We start from the raw sequence: 21004 nt of genomic DNA on the forward strand, positions 1-21004 counted from the left end.
AATAGGCACTTTTGCTATATGAATATTTTAGAACAAATGAAAACTAGCCTCGATTTTTTGAGTAAATCAGAAAAAAAAGTGGCGGAAGTCATTTTAAGTATGCCCCAAAGTGCTATTCATTTAAGTATCGCTGCATTGGCCCAATTGGCGGATGTCAGCGAGCCTACCGTCAACCGATTTTGCCGCAAAATGGAAACCAAAGGGTTTCCTGACTTTAAATTAAAATTAGCGCAAAATCTCGCCAATGGCACGCCTTACGTTAATCGCCATATCGAAGAGACAGACACCGTCAATACCTATACTCACAAGATTTTCGAATCCGCAATGGCCGGGTTAGACAATGTCAAACATACCCTCGATACTCATGTCATTAATCGCGCCGTTGATTTACTGACTCAAGCGCGAAAAATCAGCTTTTTTGGGTTTGGGGCTTCTGCGGCGGTTGCCCACGATGCGATGAATAAATTTTTCCGTTTTAATATTCCAGTCATATACTTTGATGATATTGTCATGCAACGCATGAGCTGCATCAATAGTAGTGAGGGGGATGTGATTGTGTTGATTTCTCACACAGGACGCACAAAAGCCTTAGTCGATATGGCGCAACTCGCTCGCCAGAATGATGCGACGGTCATCGCAATTACCTCTGAAGGTTCTCCTCTCGCCAAAGAAGCCAACTTATCGATTATTATTGATGTCCCTGAAGATACGGATATGTACATGCCAATGGTCTCTAGAATGGCACAGCTTGCCGTCATTGATGTATTAACCACTGGATTTACTTTGCGTAGAGGCGAAAAATTTAGAGATAACTTGAAACGGGTCAAAGAAGCGTTACGCGATTCGCGGTTTGATAATGTCTGAAAGATGGAAATGACAATGTTAAAAGCGGTTTCTTAATTCTACCGGGCCCAAAGAGTTTTTATTCTCCCGATGGCTTTAAGAAATTTGCTGTATATAATAGCTGTGCTCGTGTCAGCACCCCTATTTGCAGTAAATAGGTTTCGAAATGGAGTGAAATGGTTTCACTTATATTTGTACCATTACAGGTCACGGAGTAATACATGTCTAGACGGCTTAGAAGAACTAAAATTGTTACAACCCTTGGTCCAGCAACCGATCGTGATAATAATCTAGAAAAAATTATCAATGCTGGGGCTAACGTTGTTCGCCTTAACTTCTCTCACGGAACTCCTGAAGACCACATGGCGCGCGCAAATAAAGTGCGTGAGATAGCGGCTCGATTAGGGCGTCACGTCGCTATTCTTGGGGATCTACAAGGTCCGAAAATTCGTGTTTCTACTTTTAAAGACGGTAAAGTTTTCCTCAATGTTGGTGATAAATTCACACTGGATGCCTCATTAGGTAAAGGTGAAGGCGACCAGCATAAAGTGGGTATCGACTATAAAGGTCTGCCTGCTGACGTTGTACCTGGCGATATTCTCCTACTGGATGATGGTCGCGTGCAGTTAAAAGTTCGCGAAGTTCAAGGTTTACAAGTTTTCACCGAAGTCACTGTTGGTGGACAACTTTCCAATAACAAAGGCATCAATAAACTCGGTGGTGGCTTATCCGCAGAAGCGCTGACAGAGAAAGACAAAGCCGACATTATTACCGCCGCTAAAATCAATGTGGATTTTTTAGCTGTCTCTTTCCCACGCTCAGGTGAAGATCTGGATTATGCTCGCCGTTTAGCGCGTGATGCAGGCTGCGAATGCCAAATTGTTGCCAAAGTTGAACGTGCTGAAGCAGTTGCGACTGACGACATTATGGACGAAGTGATCCTTGCATCTGACGTTGTGATGGTTGCCCGTGGTGACTTAGGAGTTGAGATTGGTGACCCTGAACTGGTTGCCGTACAGAAGAAATTAATTCGTCGTTCCCGTCAGTTGAACCGCGTGGTGATCACTGCAACTCAAATGATGGAATCGATGATCACCAACCCAATGCCAACTCGTGCAGAAGTGATGGACGTGGCAAACGCCGTCTTAGATGGAACCGATGCAGTGATGCTATCTGCGGAAACTGCCGCAGGACAATACCCAGCGGAAACAGTCGCCGCTATGGCTCAAGTCTGTTTTGGCGCGGAAAAAATGCCAGGTCTAAATATTTCAAAACACCGTTTAGACGCTGAATTCGAAAGTTCAGAAGATGCGATAGCAATGTCAACCATGTATGCCGCTAACCACCTAAAAGGTGTTAAAGCGATCATTGCGATGACTGAATCAGGTCGTACCGCACGTATTATGTCGCGTATTAGCTCTGGCTTGCCAATTTTTGCGATGTCTCGCCATGAAAAAACATTGAACCAATGTTCACTGTATCGTGGTGTCACCCCCGTATTTTGCAGCACGCATACTGATGGTATTGCGGCAGCAAGTGAGGCCATCGCACGATTACGTGACAATGGCTACTTGATGGTTGGTGATACGGTTATCGTGACTCAAGGTGACCAAATGGGCACCATCGGCAGCACCAATACCTGCCGTATTTTAGTCGTTGAATGATAATCTAGCCGTTCAATTTATCGTTATAGAGGGAGCTTAGGCTCCCTTTTATTTTGTCATCTCAATGATATTGCAGATTGAATTGCAACGTCCCATCTGCCTTTCCCCCACGTGTTTTCTCTGCAGTTTGAATATAGGCCGCTTCTAACGGAATAACGTAGTGTTGCGCTTGATTTAAGCGGGAAACTTGCACCATTTGATTCAGTTTAATGGGTTTTCCTTTGTGTTTAATTTGAATGCCAAAGCCTTTTGCAGTTTTCTGATGATTCGGATTATTGAGTGCAATCGTTCCACCTAATCCACTCGCATCAGCCATTCCCATAAAACGGATCTTTATTGGCGAGGATTCATCACATTCAAGCTCAATTTTGAATCGTTTACGGCTATTCGAAACTGTCATACCCACCCCATTGGCGCCTGACTTTTCCACTTGACCAAAGGCGACATTGACTACCCGATTTTTCACTTCACATCCATTAGCAATCACATTAATCGGTGACAACCAAATTTTTGGCTCAACATTTCCAAATGCATCCTGAGTAATAAACTTATCATTAAACACAATCAACATCGCGGCACTAGTCGATTGTAATAATTGAGAATTCACTTGAGGGCGGATTTTATAGAATGCGGCCTTCAAAGTAACACTGTAATTGCCCCTTGATTCGCTACTTGGGCACAGTAAACGATTCGCCGGATTTCCATCGCGGTTATTTTTACCATTCACATATCCCCTCGCTGAACACGGGCTATTAACTGAACCGTGCAATGCAAAGCCGATACCTGAGAGGCCAATTTCTTTAATGGCACCGACCCCAGCAATCTGATAATGATCATCAAAGATCCCGGGTAAATTAATTCCCACTCGCGTTGTCCCCGATTCATTCCACCATACCCATGGCGTATAAGTTCCCAGCTCTATTGTCGCAATGTGTGAGTTAATAGGCGCATTTTTAGGAACATACAACGCTTGAGATATCGGTACCGTGTAAGATGAAAATTCAGCTCGATAGTCTGCGAGAATTCTTGGTGAGAACAGCAACATAATGGCGTAGATAGCGCTGGAGATAGCAAATTGTTTCATAAGCCTCCTTATTGGCAAGTCCCTTCGATAAATTGGATATTTGGATTGTTCAAATCAATCTGAAGAGGCAACTTGCACTGCTGTGTATGCGCATCTCCCCACTTAACTTGAACAACGCTCTGCGCAGGAACCCCGCTCAAATAAACTTCTCCGTCATTCGCTACAATGCCCGATGAGACGATATGCTGCTGTTCGAGAATATTAACTTGAGTACCAAATCCGAGTAACTGGCTATTTTTCTTCAGTTTTAATACCACTCGCCCACCACGCTTCGCTTTGAGATCCACCAAAACAATTGCACCGCTTGTGGGAACAACAGTTGCTGAATTCAATTCCACATCATCATTACCCTTTAACGTCGAGGTATCTACGCTTACTTTATTGCGCTCATAGCGCGTTAACATCGGGATCACCGCATACCCTTGCCCATTGGTATGCAGTGAAGGCACGTTATTCACTTTCAAATTATCAATATCTTGCGCTTTAACCAGTCCAATGGCATCGGAAAACGCCCGTGAAGCAGTCACTCCATCTTGATGAAATAACAGCGATCCAGTCGCCGCAGCATGAATAGTTTGATATTCGGGGGCATAATCCCAACCAGCGCCAAATTCACCGTGAGAGGTTAAATAATTACCACGAATACCATGGCTGAATTGTCGATTTTTATGATGATATTGTTGAGTAATATCGTATTGTAATTGATTGGCATTGAAGGCTGAGCCATTCAAGCTAACTGTACTTATTCCGCCGGCATTACGGCTCGTGTTGTGGCTATAAACACCCCAGTACGCATTTTCTTTCCAACGAAATGGCATACTGCAATTAAAGGAGAACAATTTATCCACCCTATGGGGATTATTTTGTTCAGAATGAGAATAGGAAAAACTGTAATTAATAGATTTATACTGAGAGCTAAAACTGACCGTAAGGTTATTATCGGCCCCTGACTGTCCCCAGTACTTTTGCTGATATCCATTAATGTTTAAAGATCCCCATTTCCCTAACGCTTGGCTCAAAGCAATCTGTAACCGTTGTTTTTTTGATATTCGGTCAATGCTTATGGCTTGAAAAAAGGCATGGTTTATATCTGGCTCTAAAGCGTATTGAGCGGATAAATTCAGTCCCGTCGCTGTATTTTGAATATATTTGGTATATTGAAAACGGTAGGTTTGATCCGTCATTTTTGCATATTGCTGCCAGTGTGATTGTGAGTATTTCATATCCAGTGAAATCCCCCCGAAATAACCTAAACTCACTCCAGTTCCTAAAACATAAACTTGTTCATCTTCTGAGATAAGCGCACCACCTAATAACGACACATTGCCATAATTTGCTAAATTGATTGGCAGACCATAGATCCCAGAGAATTGAATAAAATAAGGTTTTTGCGTCCCTTTATCTTCTCGATATTTTCCAAGTTCAATGCTGTATTTTAATGAACCTTCCCTTTGCATGATGGGAGCATTAGAAAAAGGTTGGGTAAATGTTCTTATTGAACCATTTGCTTCGGCGACCATAACCTGTAAATCGCCACTGAACGACGTTGGATAAAGGTCATTCAATATAAATTCCCCAGCAGGTACCGACGTTTGATAAATAATCTGGCTATTTTGGCGAACAGTGACCACCGCATTAGTATTTGCAACACCATTAACGACAGGAGCAAATCCACGGCGACTTTGCGGTAACATGCTTTCTTCCGACATTAGCTTGATACCACGATATTGAAAAGCATCCATGATCCCGTTATCAGACGCTGTTTCTCCAATAATTAAATGACTTTTAAAATCACGAATATCCCGCTCTAAGAAGGTTTGCAAACTATGCAAAATAATCTTTTCATTCGTGTCATTGTAATAACTATGATTACGTAGCCTCCAAGCGCCCCAGTTAATTCCATTTCGTAGACCTACATAAATATTTTGTTGTCTGTTTGGGCTTCCCCACGCTCGATTAAACCGTGCTGAATAGTTAATAAACATCCCGTTGACCCCATCGTCCCATTCAGCGGCGTCAATATAGCCTCGGCTCGCCATTTCCATAGCAATTTGAGGAATACTAATATCTAATCGGTTTGAAAAGAAATCATGGTGAATGTCACTACCATCAATTAATTGCTTAATATCTAAAAATTTGTCGATTGAAGAGATTTCACTTTCTTGTAATAACATTGAAGGTTTGACACCCCAACTTATTAACTGATCTTTATTTATCTTGGGTTTTAGTTTTTTTTCTTCATCATCGTAAATAAATTCAATCAATTCATCTGCTATTTTATTTCCATTAACATAAATATTGACCTGATAACGACCAGGGAGTTGCCCTTCTGTTGTAGAGAGATAGTTTAATATTAAAGGGTCTGATAGCTGATTTTCAATTCCTGTATTAACTGCATTGATATCAAATAGTTCACTTGCGCAGAGGATTGATGGAAACCCAATTGATGAAAGAAATGTAATCTTAATAAAAATGATTTTCTTACTGTACAACCAGTTTTTGATTAAATGGTGTGTTTCCATACACTAGCTCTTGGTTATTTTCTTTTCCACAATAGCACCATAGTCATTGATAAATTCGACAGTAACTACATGCCCCTTATCCATTCTTCTTTTTAAAATATAATTATCTACCCATGGGTAGACCATTTTCGTTCCTTTGATACTCTCACCATTAATTAAAATACTTTTAATTGATAAATGATATGGTGTTTTATTATTGATTTTTACTCCATCATTCTCTTTTGTTAAAATTATATTTTCAAAATTCAATGGTTCAATATCGTTTGAACGTAGAAAAAGCTTAAACTGAGAATTAATAATAATCTGCAGCTCATTTTCAATACTCTCATCCTTAGGAGGGATTGATTTTATATTTAATAAAAATATTTTCTCTTGATTAGATGAAAGTGACTGACCTAAATACGCAATTCTTGCTGCTCCATAACTGTTTGGCTCAACACGAAATAAAGCTGGTGTTGCAATAAATGGCGCTTTAATATCTTCATTAAATCCTGTTACCCAACTTTGGATTAGAAAAGGTTTTTTTTCATTACTATTAAAGATTGGAATTGAAATTTCTCGTTTATTATCCATATAAACAAAACGAGTTCCTCCTACGCTGATCCCAGAAGCAGATGCTAAAGAAATAAAACAGAAAAAAAATAAAACAGCTGAATAAATTATTTTCATATGAGAGCCAACATAAAATAAGTATGGGTGACAAACGTCACCCAGCATATTATTGATATTGAATACTATAAATTGCGCTGCTATTCGCTTGCCCCGCCGTTGCTGCACCTGTAGCTTTAAATGCTGCAACATACTCCAACTCTGCCGAATTTCCTGCTAAAGCAACCTCTTTGCTATCTTCGTACAATTTAATCTGAGAAGTTGCATTTTTTTCATACAGGGCGATACCCACGTTTTTTGCTGTTCCAGCACCATGATGTAACGCCAGAATATCTTGGTCAACCGCATCACGGTTTCCAGCGAAATTAACCGTGACTTTGGTATCTTCAGGGCAATCCACAAGTTTAATTGTGAAATTCGTTAACCCAGCCATTTCTCCAGCGGAAGATAAACTTTTGGTTGATACTCGACCAAGATCAACATTTAAGTTACGTGATTGGCTATCTACGGTACAAGCTTGCTCCGTTATTTCTCCCGTAAAATTAATCACACCAGAAGCAAGCACTGTCGGTGCCATCGTGATAGCCAAACTCACTCCCAATAAATTTAGAGCTTTATTTAGAATATGCATAATATTTCCTATAAATAGAATGTATGTTTTTAAATTTATCTTTCGAAAATGAAATATAATCTATATTTTTTGTTCGCCAGAAATATAGCATCACCATTCAATTAAGTTAATGAATGGTTATATTGAATTTTTTTAATCTAAATCAAAAATACTTATATACTTTATAGAATAAATTTAAAACTAAAATCAATTAGTTTCATAATCATTAAATAGGTAATTTATGATTATATCATTTATTATGGGGCTCTTATTTCTATACATATAGAATTGGTATCTAAAATTAAAAATATCATTCTCAACTTCTTTTAGGATATTCTCCTCTATCAATTCATGAATAATATCCCTTGGAAACCAAGAGTAACCGACTGAATTCCTAGTTAATTTAATCGCTGTTTCAGTATTTGTGACCTTAACGGTTTGGTGACTTCGTATCTTATCTTGAAAAGTAGTAGACAACACTATATGCGGTGTTTTTTCCAGTTTATGTCTAATTTTATCTTTCGTGCATCGCTGTAAATAATGATTAGGTTCTGTAACAAGAACTGCATCAACCTCCCCTAAAAAGATGGGATTTAATGAACTTACATAATGATGAGATATCAATAAATCAAACTCTTTGGATAATAAGATATCTTCTCGATTGAGAAGTGTTTTAGTTAGTTCAACATCATAGTCTTTTCTACTTTTTATTAGACTTCCAATTTTCTTTAATAGGTCATCACTGCTATATAACGAATCTATTATTATCTTTATTTTATTGTTTATTTTTTTATTTATTAATTTCGCGGCTATTTCTAATGCAATCGCTTTATTGGTTACTTCTCGTGATAATGTTAATAACGCTTCACCCTGTTCTGTTAATACGGCGCGTCGTTTTTCTACTACAAAGATTTCAATATCTAATATTTGTTCTAGTTTACTAATGGTATAACTAATCGAAGATTGTGTTTTATGTAATACTTCAGCCGCTTGCGCGAACCCACCATAATCGACCACAGCTTGCAAAGTTATCCACTGGTCTAATGTTGTTTTCGTTTTATCCATAATGTCTCCAGCCCATTATCTTCCCTTACTTTTATCTCGAGAAGAATATAACAATGTATTTAGAATATCACTCCTCAGCCTTGGACTTTTAGCATTATTTTAAAGTCACCTTTTAAATTAAATTTATTCTCGAATGATATATATAATAAATATTTAGCCCCTAAAAAAACAAAAGCCACGGAGATTATTACCGTGGCTTTTATGATACTGGAAAAGATATCTAGCGATATAAATCCTTTCGTTGATAGGGTTCTATCTCACCTTCCTTGCGCGTTTTCAAGAGCTTAAGGATCCACGTATATTGCTCTGGATTAGGTTCAACTAAAAACTCTAACTCCTCATTCATTCGACGCGCAATATAGTTATCATCTTGCCCATCAATATCATCCATTGGTTCACGAATATAGATATGTAATTGATGATTAACGTGATCGTACACCGGAAATAAAGGAACAATTTTCGCTTTACACACTTTCATCAATCGACCGATAGCGGGTAAGGTCGCTTTATATGTGCCAAAGAAATCAACAAACTCACTGTGCTCTTCCCCATGATCTTGGTCTGGTAGATAAAAGCCCCAGTAACCTTGTCTGACCGATGCAATAAAAGGTTTAATTCCTGCTTCACGAGAATGAAGTCGCCCACCAAAATGGTAACGCGCCTTGTTCCACAAATAATCTGCGACGGGATTTTTCTGGTGATGGAACATAGCCGCCATATTCTGCCCCATCGCAGCTAATAGCATGGCAGGAGCATCTACTGCCCAGCCGTGAGGAACCATAAAAATCACATTGCTTTGCTGTTCCTGCAGTTGCTCAATAATCTGTTTGTTATGCCACTGCGTACGCGCTAATGTACGTTCAGCACCACGAACACACAACTCCGCCAACATAACAAAAGATTGCGGCGCGGTTTCAAACATGCGATCAACCAATACCTCTCTTTGCTGTTCAGTCATGTCAGGAAAACAATAGAGCAAGTTAATTTTTGCACGACGACGAGCGCTTTTTGCCAAACGACCAACCCACTTTCCTATTTTAGCTAACATGGGATCACGGACTTTGACAGGAATGTACGCAAGCGCAACAAACACAGCCGCTCCCATCCAAACGCCCCAATATTTAGGTAATAAATAGGATTTATGAAACGTTGGCACATAGCCCTTTTTGCTGTCGGTATCTTGTTCTTTATTCATGTTATACCCAAGAAATCACGGCTATTTTGATAACCAAAAATGAATGTGTAAGAGCATTACAAAAAAAACTGGCAGACACAAGTATCTGCCAGTTATTGGATGAAGAAACTGAAATGGTTATTTCAATTTAAGCTGAGGTTTAGTCTCTTTGACCAGCTCTAAGTACTCTTTACGTTCTTTACCTGTTAAACCACCTGAGCTTGGTAATTTCGCAGTCAGTGGGTTGACGGCTTGCTGGTTAACCCACATTTCGAAATGGAGATGTGGTCCTGTAGAACGTCCAGTATTACCCGATAATGCAATGCGGTCACCACGCTTCACTTTCTGCCCTGGTTTCACCAGCAATTGACGTAAATGCATATAACGCGTGGTGTATTGGCGACCATGGCGAATAGCAATAAAGTTTCCTGCTGCGCCGCTGTATTTCGCTACAATCACTTCGCCATCACCAACCGCTAATACTGGCGTGCCCACTGGCATTGAGAAGTCGACCCCTTTATGTGGTGCTACACGGCCAGTTACAGGATTAACGCGACGTGGGTTGAAGTGCGATGAAACTCTGAACTGCTTAACCGTTGGGAAACGCAAGAAACCGCGTTCTAAACCATTACCTTCACTGTCATAATAGCGACCATCTTCAGCACGGAAAGCGTAGTAATTTTTACCGCCAGACTGTAAACGCACACCAACTAGTTGACTCTGTTCATGAGTCCCATTGAGCATCTCGCGGCCCATTAAAACGGTAAACTTATCGCCTTTTTTCAGCTTGCTAAAGTCCACCTGCCACTGTAATGCTTTGGTAACTTCACGGCCTTCTGTACGAGTCAAACCCGCTTTCTTTGTGCTTTGAGCAAACGTTCCGTCGATAGAACCGCTCATCACGCTGTTTGTCCAATCGCCTTTACGGATCTCTTTCACTTCTTCAAATTTGTTGGTTGCCCCAACACGTTTGAAGATACGCGTTTCACGGCGAGAAACATCCCATGTTAAGGACTCTAATTCGCCGTCCGTATTCAATGTCCAGCTAAGGGTTTGACCGATTTTTAAATTACGTAATGATTTATGTTGGTTTGAAAGTGTCGCAACATCACCAGCTTCAATACCAAACTGGGTCAAAATAGACGATAAATTATCGCCACTTGAGACAACATATTCATGTGCGAGCGGTGTACCATCCGCATCTGACGCATCGGTGTCGCTATCTGCAACACCTTCATCGGGTAACTGTTCGCTACTATCTTGAATTAAATCATCACCTTCTGCCTCAATCGCAGATTGAGAAAAAGGAATGACGGTATCAGGAGAACTGTCACTTTCATACGTGGTAGGGATATGTACAGGCCGCCAAATCGCGACGGCCATGGTAGCGACAGTGAGCGTGCTCAACACAATTTTATGGGTCTTGGACAAGCCGTTAAATGCTTGCACAATACCACTTGCCATTTGCTGCACTTTAAACTATTCCTCTATGCTTAATTCAGGCAGCTTGCGTATTGTTCTGATAATTGAGTCAGAAACTTCATGTAGCTATCTGGTCCAATTGCCAGCCCACTACCGAGTGGGTCGAGAGTACCCATCTTGACTCCCGTATTTTTCGCTACGCTTTCAATAACCGCAGGTCTGAATTGTGGCTCAGCAAAAACGCATTGCGCTTTATGCTCAACCAGTTGTGTTCGTATTTGATGCAATTTTTGGGCACCGGGCTGAATCTCAGGGTTTATCGTAAAATGCCCTAATGGAGCGAGCTGATAGTGTTTTTCAAAGTAGCCATAAGCATCGTGAAAAACAAAATACCCTTTATTTTGAGCCGGCTTTAAAATACTAGCAATTTTCTTATTGTTTTGCGCCATGTTTTCTTTGAATTTACGAAGGTTTACGTCCAGCTTATCTTTCTGAGCAGGATAAAGCTCTACTAAACGCGCGTAAATATCATCGGCTGCCAAATTTGCAATATCTGGAGACAACCAGATATGCATATTATACTCACCATGGTGATGATGTTCGTGATCCGCATCATGATTAGGTTCATCGGCATGTTGATGGCTATCTTCCTCCTCGTGGTTTTCGGCCATTAATAAGTTATGAATATTTTTCTGCTCTGCCAATGCCAGACGTTTATTCTGGTCTAACACGTTGATTGGCTTCTCTAAAAACATTTCTAATTCAGGTCCAACCCAAACAAATAAATCAGCCTGTTTTATCTTTTTTAAATCCGATGGTTTCAGTGCATAATCATGTGGCGAAGCACCATCTGGAAGTAAAACTTGTGTATCAGTGACACCATCAGCGATCCCCGCAGCAATGAAGGCTAAAGGTCTAATCGATGTAACGACATCGGCGTTGGCTATTGGCAACATCGATGCGGTTAAAACTGAGGTTAACGTAGCTTTGCAGATGAATTTACGGGTAATAAGTTTCGATTTGTGTATCATGAACATTTTCCGTGATCTTAAAATTGAAATGTTATAATATAACACAACTTGATTTCTGCAAGATGTTTTCATATGCAACCACTACTATCTTTAAATAAAATCTCAGTCTCATTTGGCGATAAACCCGTATTAAAGGATGTCACTTTTGCACTTAACAAAGGTGATATCGTGACGTTATTGGGGCCTAATGGTGCTGGTAAATCTACGATTGTTCGCGTGGTATTGGGGCTATTAGCGCCCACATCAGGCACTATCAGCAGAGCCTCATCACTCTCTATTGGCTATGTTCCACAAAAACTGCATTTAGATACCACCCTACCTCTAACCGTGAAGCGGTTTATGATGTTAAAGCAAGGTGTCCGCACGGAACATTTATTACCCGCTCTCGAACGGGTTAAAGCCACGCATCTTATTGATCAGCCAATGCAGAAACTCTCGGGCGGTGAAACCCAGCGCGTTCTGCTTGCGCGTGCTTTGCTCAATAAACCTGACTTGTTGGTTCTTGATGAACCCGCCCAAGGCGTCGATATTAATGGTCAAGTTGCGTTGTATGACTTAATCAATCAATTGAGAACTGAACTCGGTTGCGCGGTTCTTATGGTCTCTCACGACCTACATTTAGTGATGGCAAAAACGGACCAAGTTTTATGTATCAACGGGCACATTTGTTGCTCAGGTACCCCGGATGTCGTCTCTAACCACCCAGAGTTCGTCGCTATGTTTGGCTATCGCGGCGCACAGCAACTGGGTGTTTACCGTCATCAACACAATCACCAACATGACTTAGAAGGTAATGTGATCTCATCCCACCAACATAGCAAGGATTGCCACCATGATTGAGTTACTGCTACCTGGGTGGATTGCAGGTATGTTACTCGCGATTGCTGCCGGCCCTTTAGGTTCCTTTGTGGTTTGGCGCCGTATGTCCTATTTTGGGGACACCCTCGCCCACGCATCTTTGCTAGGTGTTGCCTTCGGTTTGCTACTAAACATTAATCCCTTTTACGCCGTGATCGCAGTGACTTTATTATTGGCCCTGATCCTCGTATGGCTGGAAAAACGTCCTCAACTCGCCGTGGATACGTTACTCGGCATTATGGCTCACAGTTCCCTCTCTTTAGGGCTGGTTGTTGTCAGCCTAATGGCAAATGTCCGCGTTGACCTAATGGCTTACTTATTTGGCGATTTGTTATCAGTAACATACGAAGATATTATAACGATTTTAATTGGCGTGGTTGTCGTTTGTGGGTTGCTTTTTTATCGATGGCGGGCGCTTTTATCAATGACAGTTAGCTCAGAGCTAGCTTTTGTGGATGGAATTAATCTCCAGCGTTCTCGCTTATTATTGATGATGGTGACTGCATTAACTATCGGGATTGCGATGAAATTCGTGGGTGCACTGATTATTACCTCTTTGCTGATCATTCCCGCTGCCACCGCCCGACGTTTTGCCAAAACGCCTGAGCAAATGGCACTCACTGCGATTGGTATTGGCATGATTTCCGTTACTGGCGGATTAACCCTATCAGCATTTTACGATACTCCCGCAGGGCCATCTGTTGTACTCACCTCCGCTATTTTGTTTATCTTAAGTTTGTGCGTAAAAACGAAAAACTAATCTCGACTGCAAATAACAGAGCCACCAATACAAGTTAGCCTCAAATAAAAAGCCCTTGAGTCATTTTTCATGCTCAAGGGCTTTTTCGTGATACCACATTTAATTATCTTTGTATTAAAGACGCTTTTTTGGGTTAAACCTCTTTCGGCGTTAATCCAAAATGAGAATAAGCGTGGGCTGTTGCCATACGCCCTCTTGGCGTTCGCTGGATAAAACCTTGCTGAATAAGATAAGGTTCAAGCACATCTTCGATGGTCTCACGCTCCTCGCCAATCGCAGCGGCAAGGTTATCAACACCCACTGGCCCCCCCATAAACTTATCAATGATGGCCACCAGCAGTTTACGGTCAAGATAGTCAAAGCCTGCCGCATCCACATTCAACATATCCAGCGCTTGGCTCGCAATCAACTCATCAATACTGCCATTGCCTTTCACTTGAGCAAAATCACGCACACGACGTAATAAACGATTGGTGATCCGTGGTGTACCTCGAGAACGCATCGCGACCTGCAATGCCCCTTCTTCGGTGATATCCAGCCCCATATACTGAGCGCTACGTTTTACAATGTGCTGCAAATCATCAACTTGGTAAAACTCTAATCGTTGTACAATTCCAAAGCGATCACGTAGTGGCGAAGTTAATGAGCCAGCCCGCGTAGTAGCGCCAATTAACGTGAATGGCGGTAAATCGATTTTAATGGAACGTGCCGCAGGGCCTTCACCAATCATAATATCCAATTGGTAATCTTCCATGGCAGGATACAAAATTTCTTCAACTACTGGCGAAAGGCGATGAATTTCATCAATAAACAGGACATCGTGAGGTTCAAGGTTAGTCAGCATGGCTGCCAAATCCCCTGCTTTTTCTAATACAGGCCCTGACGTTGTTCGCAAATTAACGCCAAGCTCATTGGCGACAATACCCGCTAATGTGGTTTTTCCTAACCCTGGAGGCCCAAAAATTAATAGATGATCAAGCGCATCACCCCGCATTTTGGCTGCCTGAATAAATATTTCCATTTGATGCTTAACTTGCGGTTGCCCAATATACTCATCCAGTAATTTAGGGCGGATCGCGCGATCAATGGCTTCTTCTTCAGAATGCAGCACTTCAGCAGTAATTAGGCGATCAGCTTCAATCATCGTATTAATCTCTCAATTAAAGTGCTGCGCGTAAGGCATCACGGATCAGGGTTTCAGAATCGCTATCAGGTTTCGCGACTTTACTCACCATACGGCTAGCTTCTTGCGGTTTATATCCCAGCGCAATCAAGGCAGCAGCCGCTTCGGCTTCAATATCTGCTTGGCTTGGCCCTTGGCTCTTCACGCTTGGTAAATCAATATCGCTCACTGAGTTGAAAAGATCCCCATTCAAGCCTTTGAAGCGGTCTTTCATTTCGACCACTAAACGCTCGGCAGTTTTCTTGCCAATACCTGGTAGTTTCACCAGAGAGGAAATCGCTTCTTGCTCAATGGCAGACACAAATTGCTGAGCGGACATACCCGATAAAATCGCGAGTGCCAGTTTAGGGCCTACACCATTAACTTTAATCAGCTCTTTAAATAGTGCGCGTTCTTGCTTGTCATTGAAGCCATACAGCAATTGCGCGTCTTCTCGCACGACAAAGTGGGTAAAAACTATGGCTTCTTGGCCAATTTCAGGTAATTCATAGAAACAGGTCATTGGCATATGAACTTCATAGCCAACACCTTGTAGCTCAAGTAACACAATGGGTGGTTGCTTTTCTAACACGATGCCACGTAAACGACCTATCACACTGAACCCCTTTAATTTGATTAGCGTCTTAAATTTTGACTCTGGTGTTTATACCACAAAAAATGCTGGATGCATATCCAGTCTTCATCTTAATCTTCCGCGAGTTAGCACTAAACGCGGGTCGCCGACTTTCAGTAGGTTTTGATTAAAATGGCAATGCGTGATAGCAATTGCCAGCGCATCCGCAGCATCAGCCTGAGGGCTTGCAGATAACTTTAGGATAGATTTCACCATATGTTGAACTTGGCTTTTTTCTGCCGCGCCCGTTCCCACAACGGTTTGTTTGACTTGGCGAGCCGCATATTCAAAAACGGGAATATTTTGGTTTGCTGCCGCGACAATCGCCACACCACGTGCCTGCCCCAACTTTAGTGCTGAGTCCGCATTCTTCGCCATAAAGACTTGTTCAATGGATAAAACATCAGGTTGGTACTGGGTGATAATTTCCGAGACTCCCGCATAAATACGCTGCAGACGGCTTGGCAAATCATCAACTTGAGTACGAATACACCCACTTCCGAGATAGAGTAATTGCCTACCTTGTTGGCGAATAACACCGTATCCTGTGATCCGTGAACCAGGGTCGATACCCAGAATAATCGCCATATAAAACCTATAGTTGCCCTTTATTAATTTTCATATCATCTTATCCCCATCTAATGGCTGCCACAATGGCAACGAGGGAATATCACCATTTCCACCGAGATTTCAGTGTAAATAGCATTCCTGCCATCATAAATATAGCAAATAAAAGAAAAGGTGAAGATGGGAGAGGCGTTAGAGAAAACAGGCTGGACACAGCCCGCTTTCTCTACGCAGACATCGTCTTAATTACAGTTGCTCAGCAACCTCATCAGAGATATCACCGTTATGATAAACTTCCTGTACGTCGTCTGAATCTTCTAGCATGTCGATCAGGCGCATTAATTTTGGTGCTGTTTCAACATCAAGTTCTGCCTTAATCGATGGGATCATAGAAACTTCAGCGGCTTCGCTAGTGAAACCAGCAGCATCTAGTGCGTCTTTAACAGCACCAAACGTTTCAAAGGTGGTGTAAACATCTATTGCACCATCATCGTAAGTTTCAACGTCGTCAGCACCCGCTTCCAGTGCTGCTTCCATCAGTGCATCTTCGTCCACGCCCGGTGCGTAAGTGATCACGCCACGTTTGGTGAACAGGTAAGATACAGAACCATCAGTCCCTAAGTTACCGCCCGTTTTAGTAAACGCGTGGCGAACTTCGGATACGGTACGGTTACGGTTGTCACTTAAACATTCAACCATAACCGCTGTGCCGCCAGGACCGTAACCTTCATAAATGATGGTTTCCATATTATCGTTTTCATCATTACCCACACCACGCGCAATCGCACGGTTTAATGTGTCGCGGGTCATGTTGTTTGATAATGCTTTGTCCACAGCAGCACGCAAACGTGGGTTAGTTGCGACATCGCCGCCGCCTAAACGTGCTGCAGTGACCAGCTCACGAATAATTTTAGTGAAAATCTTACCGCGTTTTGCGTCTTGCGCCGCTTTACGGTGTTTGGTGTTGGCCCATTTACTATGACCTGCCATGAAATATCTCCAAAAACGTCAATAAAATAATTAAACAGCAAATTCTAAAATAGCCTGGCTGTTGCTCCACGATTTTGTCAGCTTTGCCGCCTTTTGCGGTTCAAGCCAACAAAACTCTGTGTGTTCAGTCAGTAATGGCGTTTGTTCATCACTCAGCACCAATTTAAACCAATGTTCTTTACAGTGGGTTACATCCGGTGCGTAACGATGCCTGAAATGCGAGAAAATTTCAAAGATGATACTTTTCGACAAATCATGTAACTGACTTGGTTGCGGGTTAAACCCCGTCTCTTCTTTGATTTCGCGAAGCGCTGCATCCGCAGCACTGTTTTCATGAAGTTCCAAACTTCCGGTCACTGATTGCCAGAAGTCTGGATCATCTTTACGCCGCATCATAAGCACCCGCCCCGTGTTTTCAGCCACCATAATGACTAATACCGACTCTGGGCGCTTATAACTTTTCATTACTCTTCTTCTTTCGCCACAACTGCAATCGCTAACTCAGTCAACGAATCTGGGTTTGCATAGCTTGGCGCATTGGTCATTAAACATGCCGCTGCAGTCGTTTTCGGGAAGGCAATAACATCACGGATGTTATCAGTTCCAGTTAACAGCATTACTAAGCGGTCTAAACCAAATGCCAAACCTGCATGTGGTGGCGTACCATATTTCAGTGCATCTAACAGGAAGCCGAACTTCTCACGCTGTTCTTCTTCATTGATACCTAAAATACCGAATACAGTTTGTTGCATTTCACTACGGTGAATACGGACAGAACCGCCACCCACTTCGTAACCATTGATAACCATATCGTAGGCATTCGCAACAGCATCTTCAGGATTCTTCGCCAGATCTTCCGGTGTGAAATCTTTCGGTGAAGTAAATGGGTGGTGCATTGCGGTTAAGCCGCCTTCACCATTTTCTTCAAACATTGGGAAGTCGATAACCCACAGTGGTTGCCAGCTATTTAGGTTGGTCAATTCGAAGTCACGACCTACTTTCAGGCGTAATGCGCCCATGGAGTCAGTCACCACATTTTTCGCACCCGCACCAAACAGGATGATATCGCCATCCGCTGCGCCAGTACGTTCGATAATTTGCTCGATAATTTCTAAGCTTAGGAACTTCGCAACTGGGCTCTGAACGCCTTCTAAGCCTTTCGCGCGTTCATTGATTTTCATCCACGCTAAGCCTTTTGCACCATAAATGCCCACGAAATTGCCGTACTCGTCAATTTGTTTACGGGTCATTGCTGCGCCACCTGGCACTTTCAGGGCTGCAACACGACCTTTAGGATCATTTGCTGGACCTGCAAATACGGCAAATTCAACATCTTTAACGATATCCGCAACATCAACCAGTTCCATTGGGTTACGCAGGTCTGGTTTATCTGAACCGTAACGACGCATCGCTTCTGCGAAAGTCATGATCGGGAAATCGCCTAAATCAACGCCTTTCACGTCAAGCCACAGATTGCGGATCATACGCTCCATCACTTCGCGAACTTGTTCCGCGCTCATGAATGAGGTTTCCACATCGATTTGGGTAAATTCAGGTTGACGATCAGCACGTAAATCTTCGTCACGGAAGCATTTTACGATTTGATAGTAACGGTCAAAACCAGACATCATCAGCAACTGTTTGAACAGCTGAGGGGATTGTGGCAATGCGTAGAATTTGCCTTTATGAACACGGCTTGGTACTAAGTAGTCACGCGCCCCTTCTGGCGTCGCTTTGGTTAGCATTGGCGTTTCAACGTCCATAAAGCCTTCTTTGTCCATAAAGTTACGAACAAAGCTGGTAATTTTCGCGCGAGTACGCAGACGGTCTGACATCTCCGGACGGCGTAAATCTAAATAGCGGTATTTTAAACGTCGCTCTTCCGTGTTGGTTTGATTGCTGTCTAACGGCAGAGGTTCAGATTTGTTAAAGACTTCCAGTCCTTCAGCAAAGATTTCAATTTCACCCGTAGCCATATCTTTGTTTTTCTGGCTATCTGGGCGCGCACGTACTGTACCTGTGATTTGGATGCAGAACTCGTTACGCAGTTCTGACGCTTTCTCAAATATGTCTTTACGCTCTGGATCGAAGAAAACTTGAACGATACCTTCACGGTCACGCATATCGATAAAAATCAAACCACCTAAGTCACGACGGCGGTTTACCCATCCACAAAGAGTGACCTTCTGGCCTTCATGAGCGATATTTAATTGCCCACAATAATTAGTACGCATACTCTATCCTTTTACTCAGCTTGTTGTGCTTTTGCTTGCTGCGGGAATTTGGCATTTAGCTGAAAATTCAGAATGTCAAAAAAGGCAGACATTATATAGGAAATTCTGTTAGACAAACAGTTTGCTATACAGCTTAACTGCGAAATTGATACAAAAAAACCATCTCCAATCAATAAAAATGGCTCTTATCTATCAAAACGATCGTAACTAATCTAAGAAAAGTTGCTCATCTAATTGATGATTAAAATCTGATTGTTTGTTAGAACACAATTTTTTTGGGAATAATTACCCGTTTCATTTTGCTATAATTACTCATATTCAGACACTTTTGCCTGAAACTAGAGGAACCTTTATGAAAAAAATTCTACTCGCATCATCTCTTCTTGTTCTGCTTGCAGGATGCCAAAATGGAAATAATACCAATACAATGAAGCCCACCAACAGCAACAATAAAATCTTTTATATCGACTCCTCTCTGGCTGACTGTGTCGGCGTTGCACCGATGAAATGCATGAAAGTGAAAGAAAAACCAACAGATGATTGGCAATATTTTTACTCATCCATTCAAGGATTCAGCTATGAACCGGGCTATAACTACGTGCTAGAGGTTCAACAGTTTGATGTGCCTAACCCACCCGCTGATGCCCCAAGCATCCGTTATGAGTTAGTCAAAGTTATCGAGAAAAAATAATGTCGACGCAGGTGTAAAACCACCTGCCCTTTTCTGTGAGTCACGACAAACGACAACGCGTTAAGGCTAAAAATGAGCACTAAAATCATTGATAAATTAGGTTTAATTACCATTCAGAATGGCAAAGTTGCCATGGTACGTTCCCATAATAAAACCCTATTTTATATTCCTGGCGGGAAACGTGAGCAAGGTGAAACGGACCAACAGGCACTTTCTCGCGAAATCGATGAGGAACTCACATTAACCTTGCACCCTGAATCCATCCGTTTCTACGGAGAATTCACCGGACTGGCTGATGGCAAACAAGATGGCACACAGGTTTGTATCCGTTGCTACCAAGCCGATTATGACGGCATCCCTCAACCCGCGGCTGAAATTGCTGAATTAGCGTGGCTAGATTCCAATGATGTAGATCGCTGCTCTATCACTGCAATTGCTGTCTTAGCGCAACTCAAAGCGAATAATCTCATTAAATAATTCAAAAATGAATTATCAATAGCGATATATTTCTATTTGTAGATTTACTGATTAGGTTTTAAAATTTAGAAAATTTAATTTATCTCCATAGAGGTAGAGTAAAAAATGGTCAGTTCTTTATACGCTGTACTAGGAGCCTTACTGATACTGAGATTATCATTCCATGTCGTAAAGCTAAGAAATCAGTACCGTGTGTCTGTTGGCGATGGTGGGTTTTCTGAATTACAAACCGCTATCCGTGTGCATGGCAATGCCATCGAATACATTCCAATTTCATTAATTTTATTACTGTTAATGGAAATGAATGGCGCCAAAGTTTGGATGATCCATGTTTGTGGCATTCTGCTAATTGCAAGCCGCATGCTCCACTCTTACGGTTTAAAAAACCATGACTATTCACAACGTCGGATGGGAATGATGGGGACTTATCTGGCTCTCGCCTTGATGGTCATGGCCAATGCCTATTATCTACCTTGGGTACAAATGGTGTCGTTCTCCTTTTAATTTCCTTAGCTTCTGTGCGGATTGTTTTTCAGGTTCTATTGTTTTCAGGTTAGATAGCTTTCTGCTACAATCCGCCACTACTTTTGTTCTGCTAATTAATACA

Annotated in this window: 21 protein-coding genes; 7 read left to right on the forward strand and 14 right to left on the reverse strand. The window is 42.0% G+C overall.

The annotated features are described in order from the left end of the window. The first annotated feature begins 18 nt into the window (after window positions 1-18). A complete protein-coding gene (locus tag PR799_RS00770) occupies window positions 19-864 on the forward strand; it encodes a MurR/RpiR family transcriptional regulator (protein WP_272521024.1) in 846 nt (281 codons plus the stop codon). A 200-nt stretch (window positions 865-1064) separates the two neighbouring features. Further along, window positions 1065-2507, forward strand: coding sequence for a pyruvate kinase (pyk, locus tag PR799_RS00775; RefSeq protein ID WP_036948247.1), 1443 nt, complete (start codon window positions 1065-1067; stop codon window positions 2505-2507). 61 nt (window positions 2508-2568) lie between these two features. Here pyk and PR799_RS00780 read toward each other — a convergent pair whose 3' ends face one another. The 8 genes from PR799_RS00780 to znuA form a co-directional block, all read right to left on the reverse strand. Continuing rightward, window positions 2569-3591, reverse strand: coding sequence for a fimbrial protein (locus PR799_RS00780; protein ID WP_272521025.1), 1023 nt, complete (start codon window positions 3589-3591; stop codon window positions 2569-2571). Between the two features lie 8 nt (window positions 3592-3599). Beyond that, a complete protein-coding gene (locus PR799_RS00785) occupies window positions 3600-6113 on the reverse strand; it encodes a fimbria/pilus outer membrane usher protein (protein WP_272521026.1) in 2514 nt (837 codons plus the stop codon). A gap of 3 nt (window positions 6114-6116) precedes the next feature. Continuing rightward, window positions 6117-6914: a fimbrial biogenesis chaperone gene (locus PR799_RS00790; RefSeq protein ID WP_272521027.1), complete on the reverse strand. Its 798-nt coding sequence runs from the start codon at window positions 6912-6914 to the stop codon at window positions 6117-6119. Next, a complete protein-coding gene (locus PR799_RS00795; protein ID WP_154626733.1) occupies window positions 6832-7353 on the reverse strand; it encodes a fimbrial protein in 522 nt (173 codons plus the stop codon). The genes PR799_RS00790 and PR799_RS00795 overlap by 83 nt, the downstream gene beginning before the upstream one ends. Before the next feature lie 186 nt (window positions 7354-7539). Then, on the reverse strand, window positions 7540-8397 hold the full coding sequence (locus PR799_RS00800; RefSeq protein ID WP_272521029.1) for a LysR family transcriptional regulator: 858 nt from the start codon (window positions 8395-8397) through the stop codon (window positions 7540-7542). A gap of 220 nt (window positions 8398-8617) precedes the next feature. Beyond that, window positions 8618-9592 carry a lauroyl-Kdo(2)-lipid IV(A) myristoyltransferase gene (lpxM, locus tag PR799_RS00805; RefSeq protein ID WP_154626728.1) on the reverse strand — a complete coding sequence of 325 codons (975 nt, stop codon included), beginning with the start codon at window positions 9590-9592 and terminating at the stop codon, window positions 8618-8620. Between the two features lie 117 nt (window positions 9593-9709). Further along, entirely contained in the window at window positions 9710-11035 is a 1326-nt protein-coding gene (gene mepM, locus PR799_RS00810) for a murein DD-endopeptidase MepM (RefSeq protein ID WP_154626725.1), read from the reverse strand. Between the two features lie 29 nt (window positions 11036-11064). Next, window positions 11065-12024 carry a zinc ABC transporter substrate-binding protein ZnuA gene (gene znuA, locus PR799_RS00815; protein WP_154626723.1) on the reverse strand — a complete coding sequence of 320 codons (960 nt, stop codon included), beginning with the start codon at window positions 12022-12024 and terminating at the stop codon, window positions 11065-11067. Window positions 12025-12096: 72 nt separating this feature from the next. Between znuA and znuC the strand changes: the two genes are divergently transcribed. Then, window positions 12097-12864: a zinc ABC transporter ATP-binding protein ZnuC gene (gene znuC / locus PR799_RS00820; protein ID WP_154603903.1), complete on the forward strand. Its 768-nt coding sequence runs from the start codon at window positions 12097-12099 to the stop codon at window positions 12862-12864. Continuing rightward, window positions 12857-13642 carry a zinc ABC transporter permease subunit ZnuB gene (gene znuB / locus PR799_RS00825; RefSeq protein ID WP_006659943.1) on the forward strand — a complete coding sequence of 262 codons (786 nt, stop codon included), beginning with the start codon at window positions 12857-12859 and terminating at the stop codon, window positions 13640-13642. Before znuC ends, znuB begins: the two co-directional genes overlap by 8 nt. A gap of 133 nt (window positions 13643-13775) precedes the next feature. Here znuB and ruvB read toward each other — a convergent pair whose 3' ends face one another. The 6 genes from ruvB to aspS form a co-directional block, all read right to left on the reverse strand. Beyond that, on the reverse strand, window positions 13776-14786 hold the full coding sequence (gene ruvB / locus PR799_RS00830; protein WP_036948275.1) for a Holliday junction branch migration DNA helicase RuvB: 1011 nt from the start codon (window positions 14784-14786) through the stop codon (window positions 13776-13778). Window positions 14787-14802: 16 nt separating this feature from the next. Beyond that, window positions 14803-15420 (reverse strand): Holliday junction branch migration protein RuvA, encoded by a 618-nt coding sequence (ruvA, locus tag PR799_RS00835; protein ID WP_006659946.1) that lies wholly within the window; start codon window positions 15418-15420, stop codon window positions 14803-14805. Window positions 15421-15504: 84 nt separating this feature from the next. Then, window positions 15505-16026: a crossover junction endodeoxyribonuclease RuvC gene (ruvC, locus tag PR799_RS00840; protein WP_036948281.1), complete on the reverse strand. Its 522-nt coding sequence runs from the start codon at window positions 16024-16026 to the stop codon at window positions 15505-15507. A 225-nt stretch (window positions 16027-16251) separates the two neighbouring features. Beyond that, the gene (locus PR799_RS00845) at window positions 16252-16995 is read right to left on the reverse strand and encodes a YebC/PmpR family DNA-binding transcriptional regulator (RefSeq protein ID WP_154626719.1); all 744 of its coding nucleotides are present in this window, start codon (window positions 16993-16995) and stop codon (window positions 16252-16254) included. Window positions 16996-17025: 30 nt separating this feature from the next. Further along, window positions 17026-17460 (reverse strand): dihydroneopterin triphosphate diphosphatase, encoded by a 435-nt coding sequence (gene nudB, locus PR799_RS00850; RefSeq protein ID WP_154626717.1) that lies wholly within the window; start codon window positions 17458-17460, stop codon window positions 17026-17028. Beyond that, window positions 17460-19229: an aspartate--tRNA ligase gene (gene aspS, locus PR799_RS00855; RefSeq protein ID WP_272521030.1), complete on the reverse strand. Its 1770-nt coding sequence runs from the start codon at window positions 19227-19229 to the stop codon at window positions 17460-17462. The genes nudB and aspS overlap by 1 nt, the downstream gene beginning before the upstream one ends. A 352-nt stretch (window positions 19230-19581) precedes the next feature. On the opposite strand from aspS, the gene PR799_RS00860 reads away from it, so the two are divergent. The 3 genes from PR799_RS00860 to PR799_RS00870 all read left to right on the forward strand — a co-directional run bounded on the left by PR799_RS00860 (window position 19582) and on the right by PR799_RS00870 (window position 20901). After that, window positions 19582-19920 carry a DUF4377 domain-containing protein gene (locus tag PR799_RS00860; protein WP_036948292.1) on the forward strand — a complete coding sequence of 113 codons (339 nt, stop codon included), beginning with the start codon at window positions 19582-19584 and terminating at the stop codon, window positions 19918-19920. Window positions 19921-19992: 72 nt separating this feature from the next. After that, window positions 19993-20397 (forward strand): NUDIX hydrolase, encoded by a 405-nt coding sequence (locus tag PR799_RS00865; protein ID WP_154626708.1) that lies wholly within the window; start codon window positions 19993-19995, stop codon window positions 20395-20397. A 105-nt stretch (window positions 20398-20502) separates the two neighbouring features. Further along, entirely contained in the window at window positions 20503-20901 is a 399-nt protein-coding gene (locus tag PR799_RS00870; protein ID WP_154626705.1) for an MAPEG family protein, read from the forward strand. The last annotated feature ends 103 nt before the right edge of the window (window positions 20902-21004 follow it).

Source organism: Providencia sp. PROV202 (assembly GCF_028479565.1).
Lineage (GTDB): Bacteria > Pseudomonadota > Gammaproteobacteria > Enterobacterales > Enterobacteriaceae > Providencia > Providencia zhijiangensis.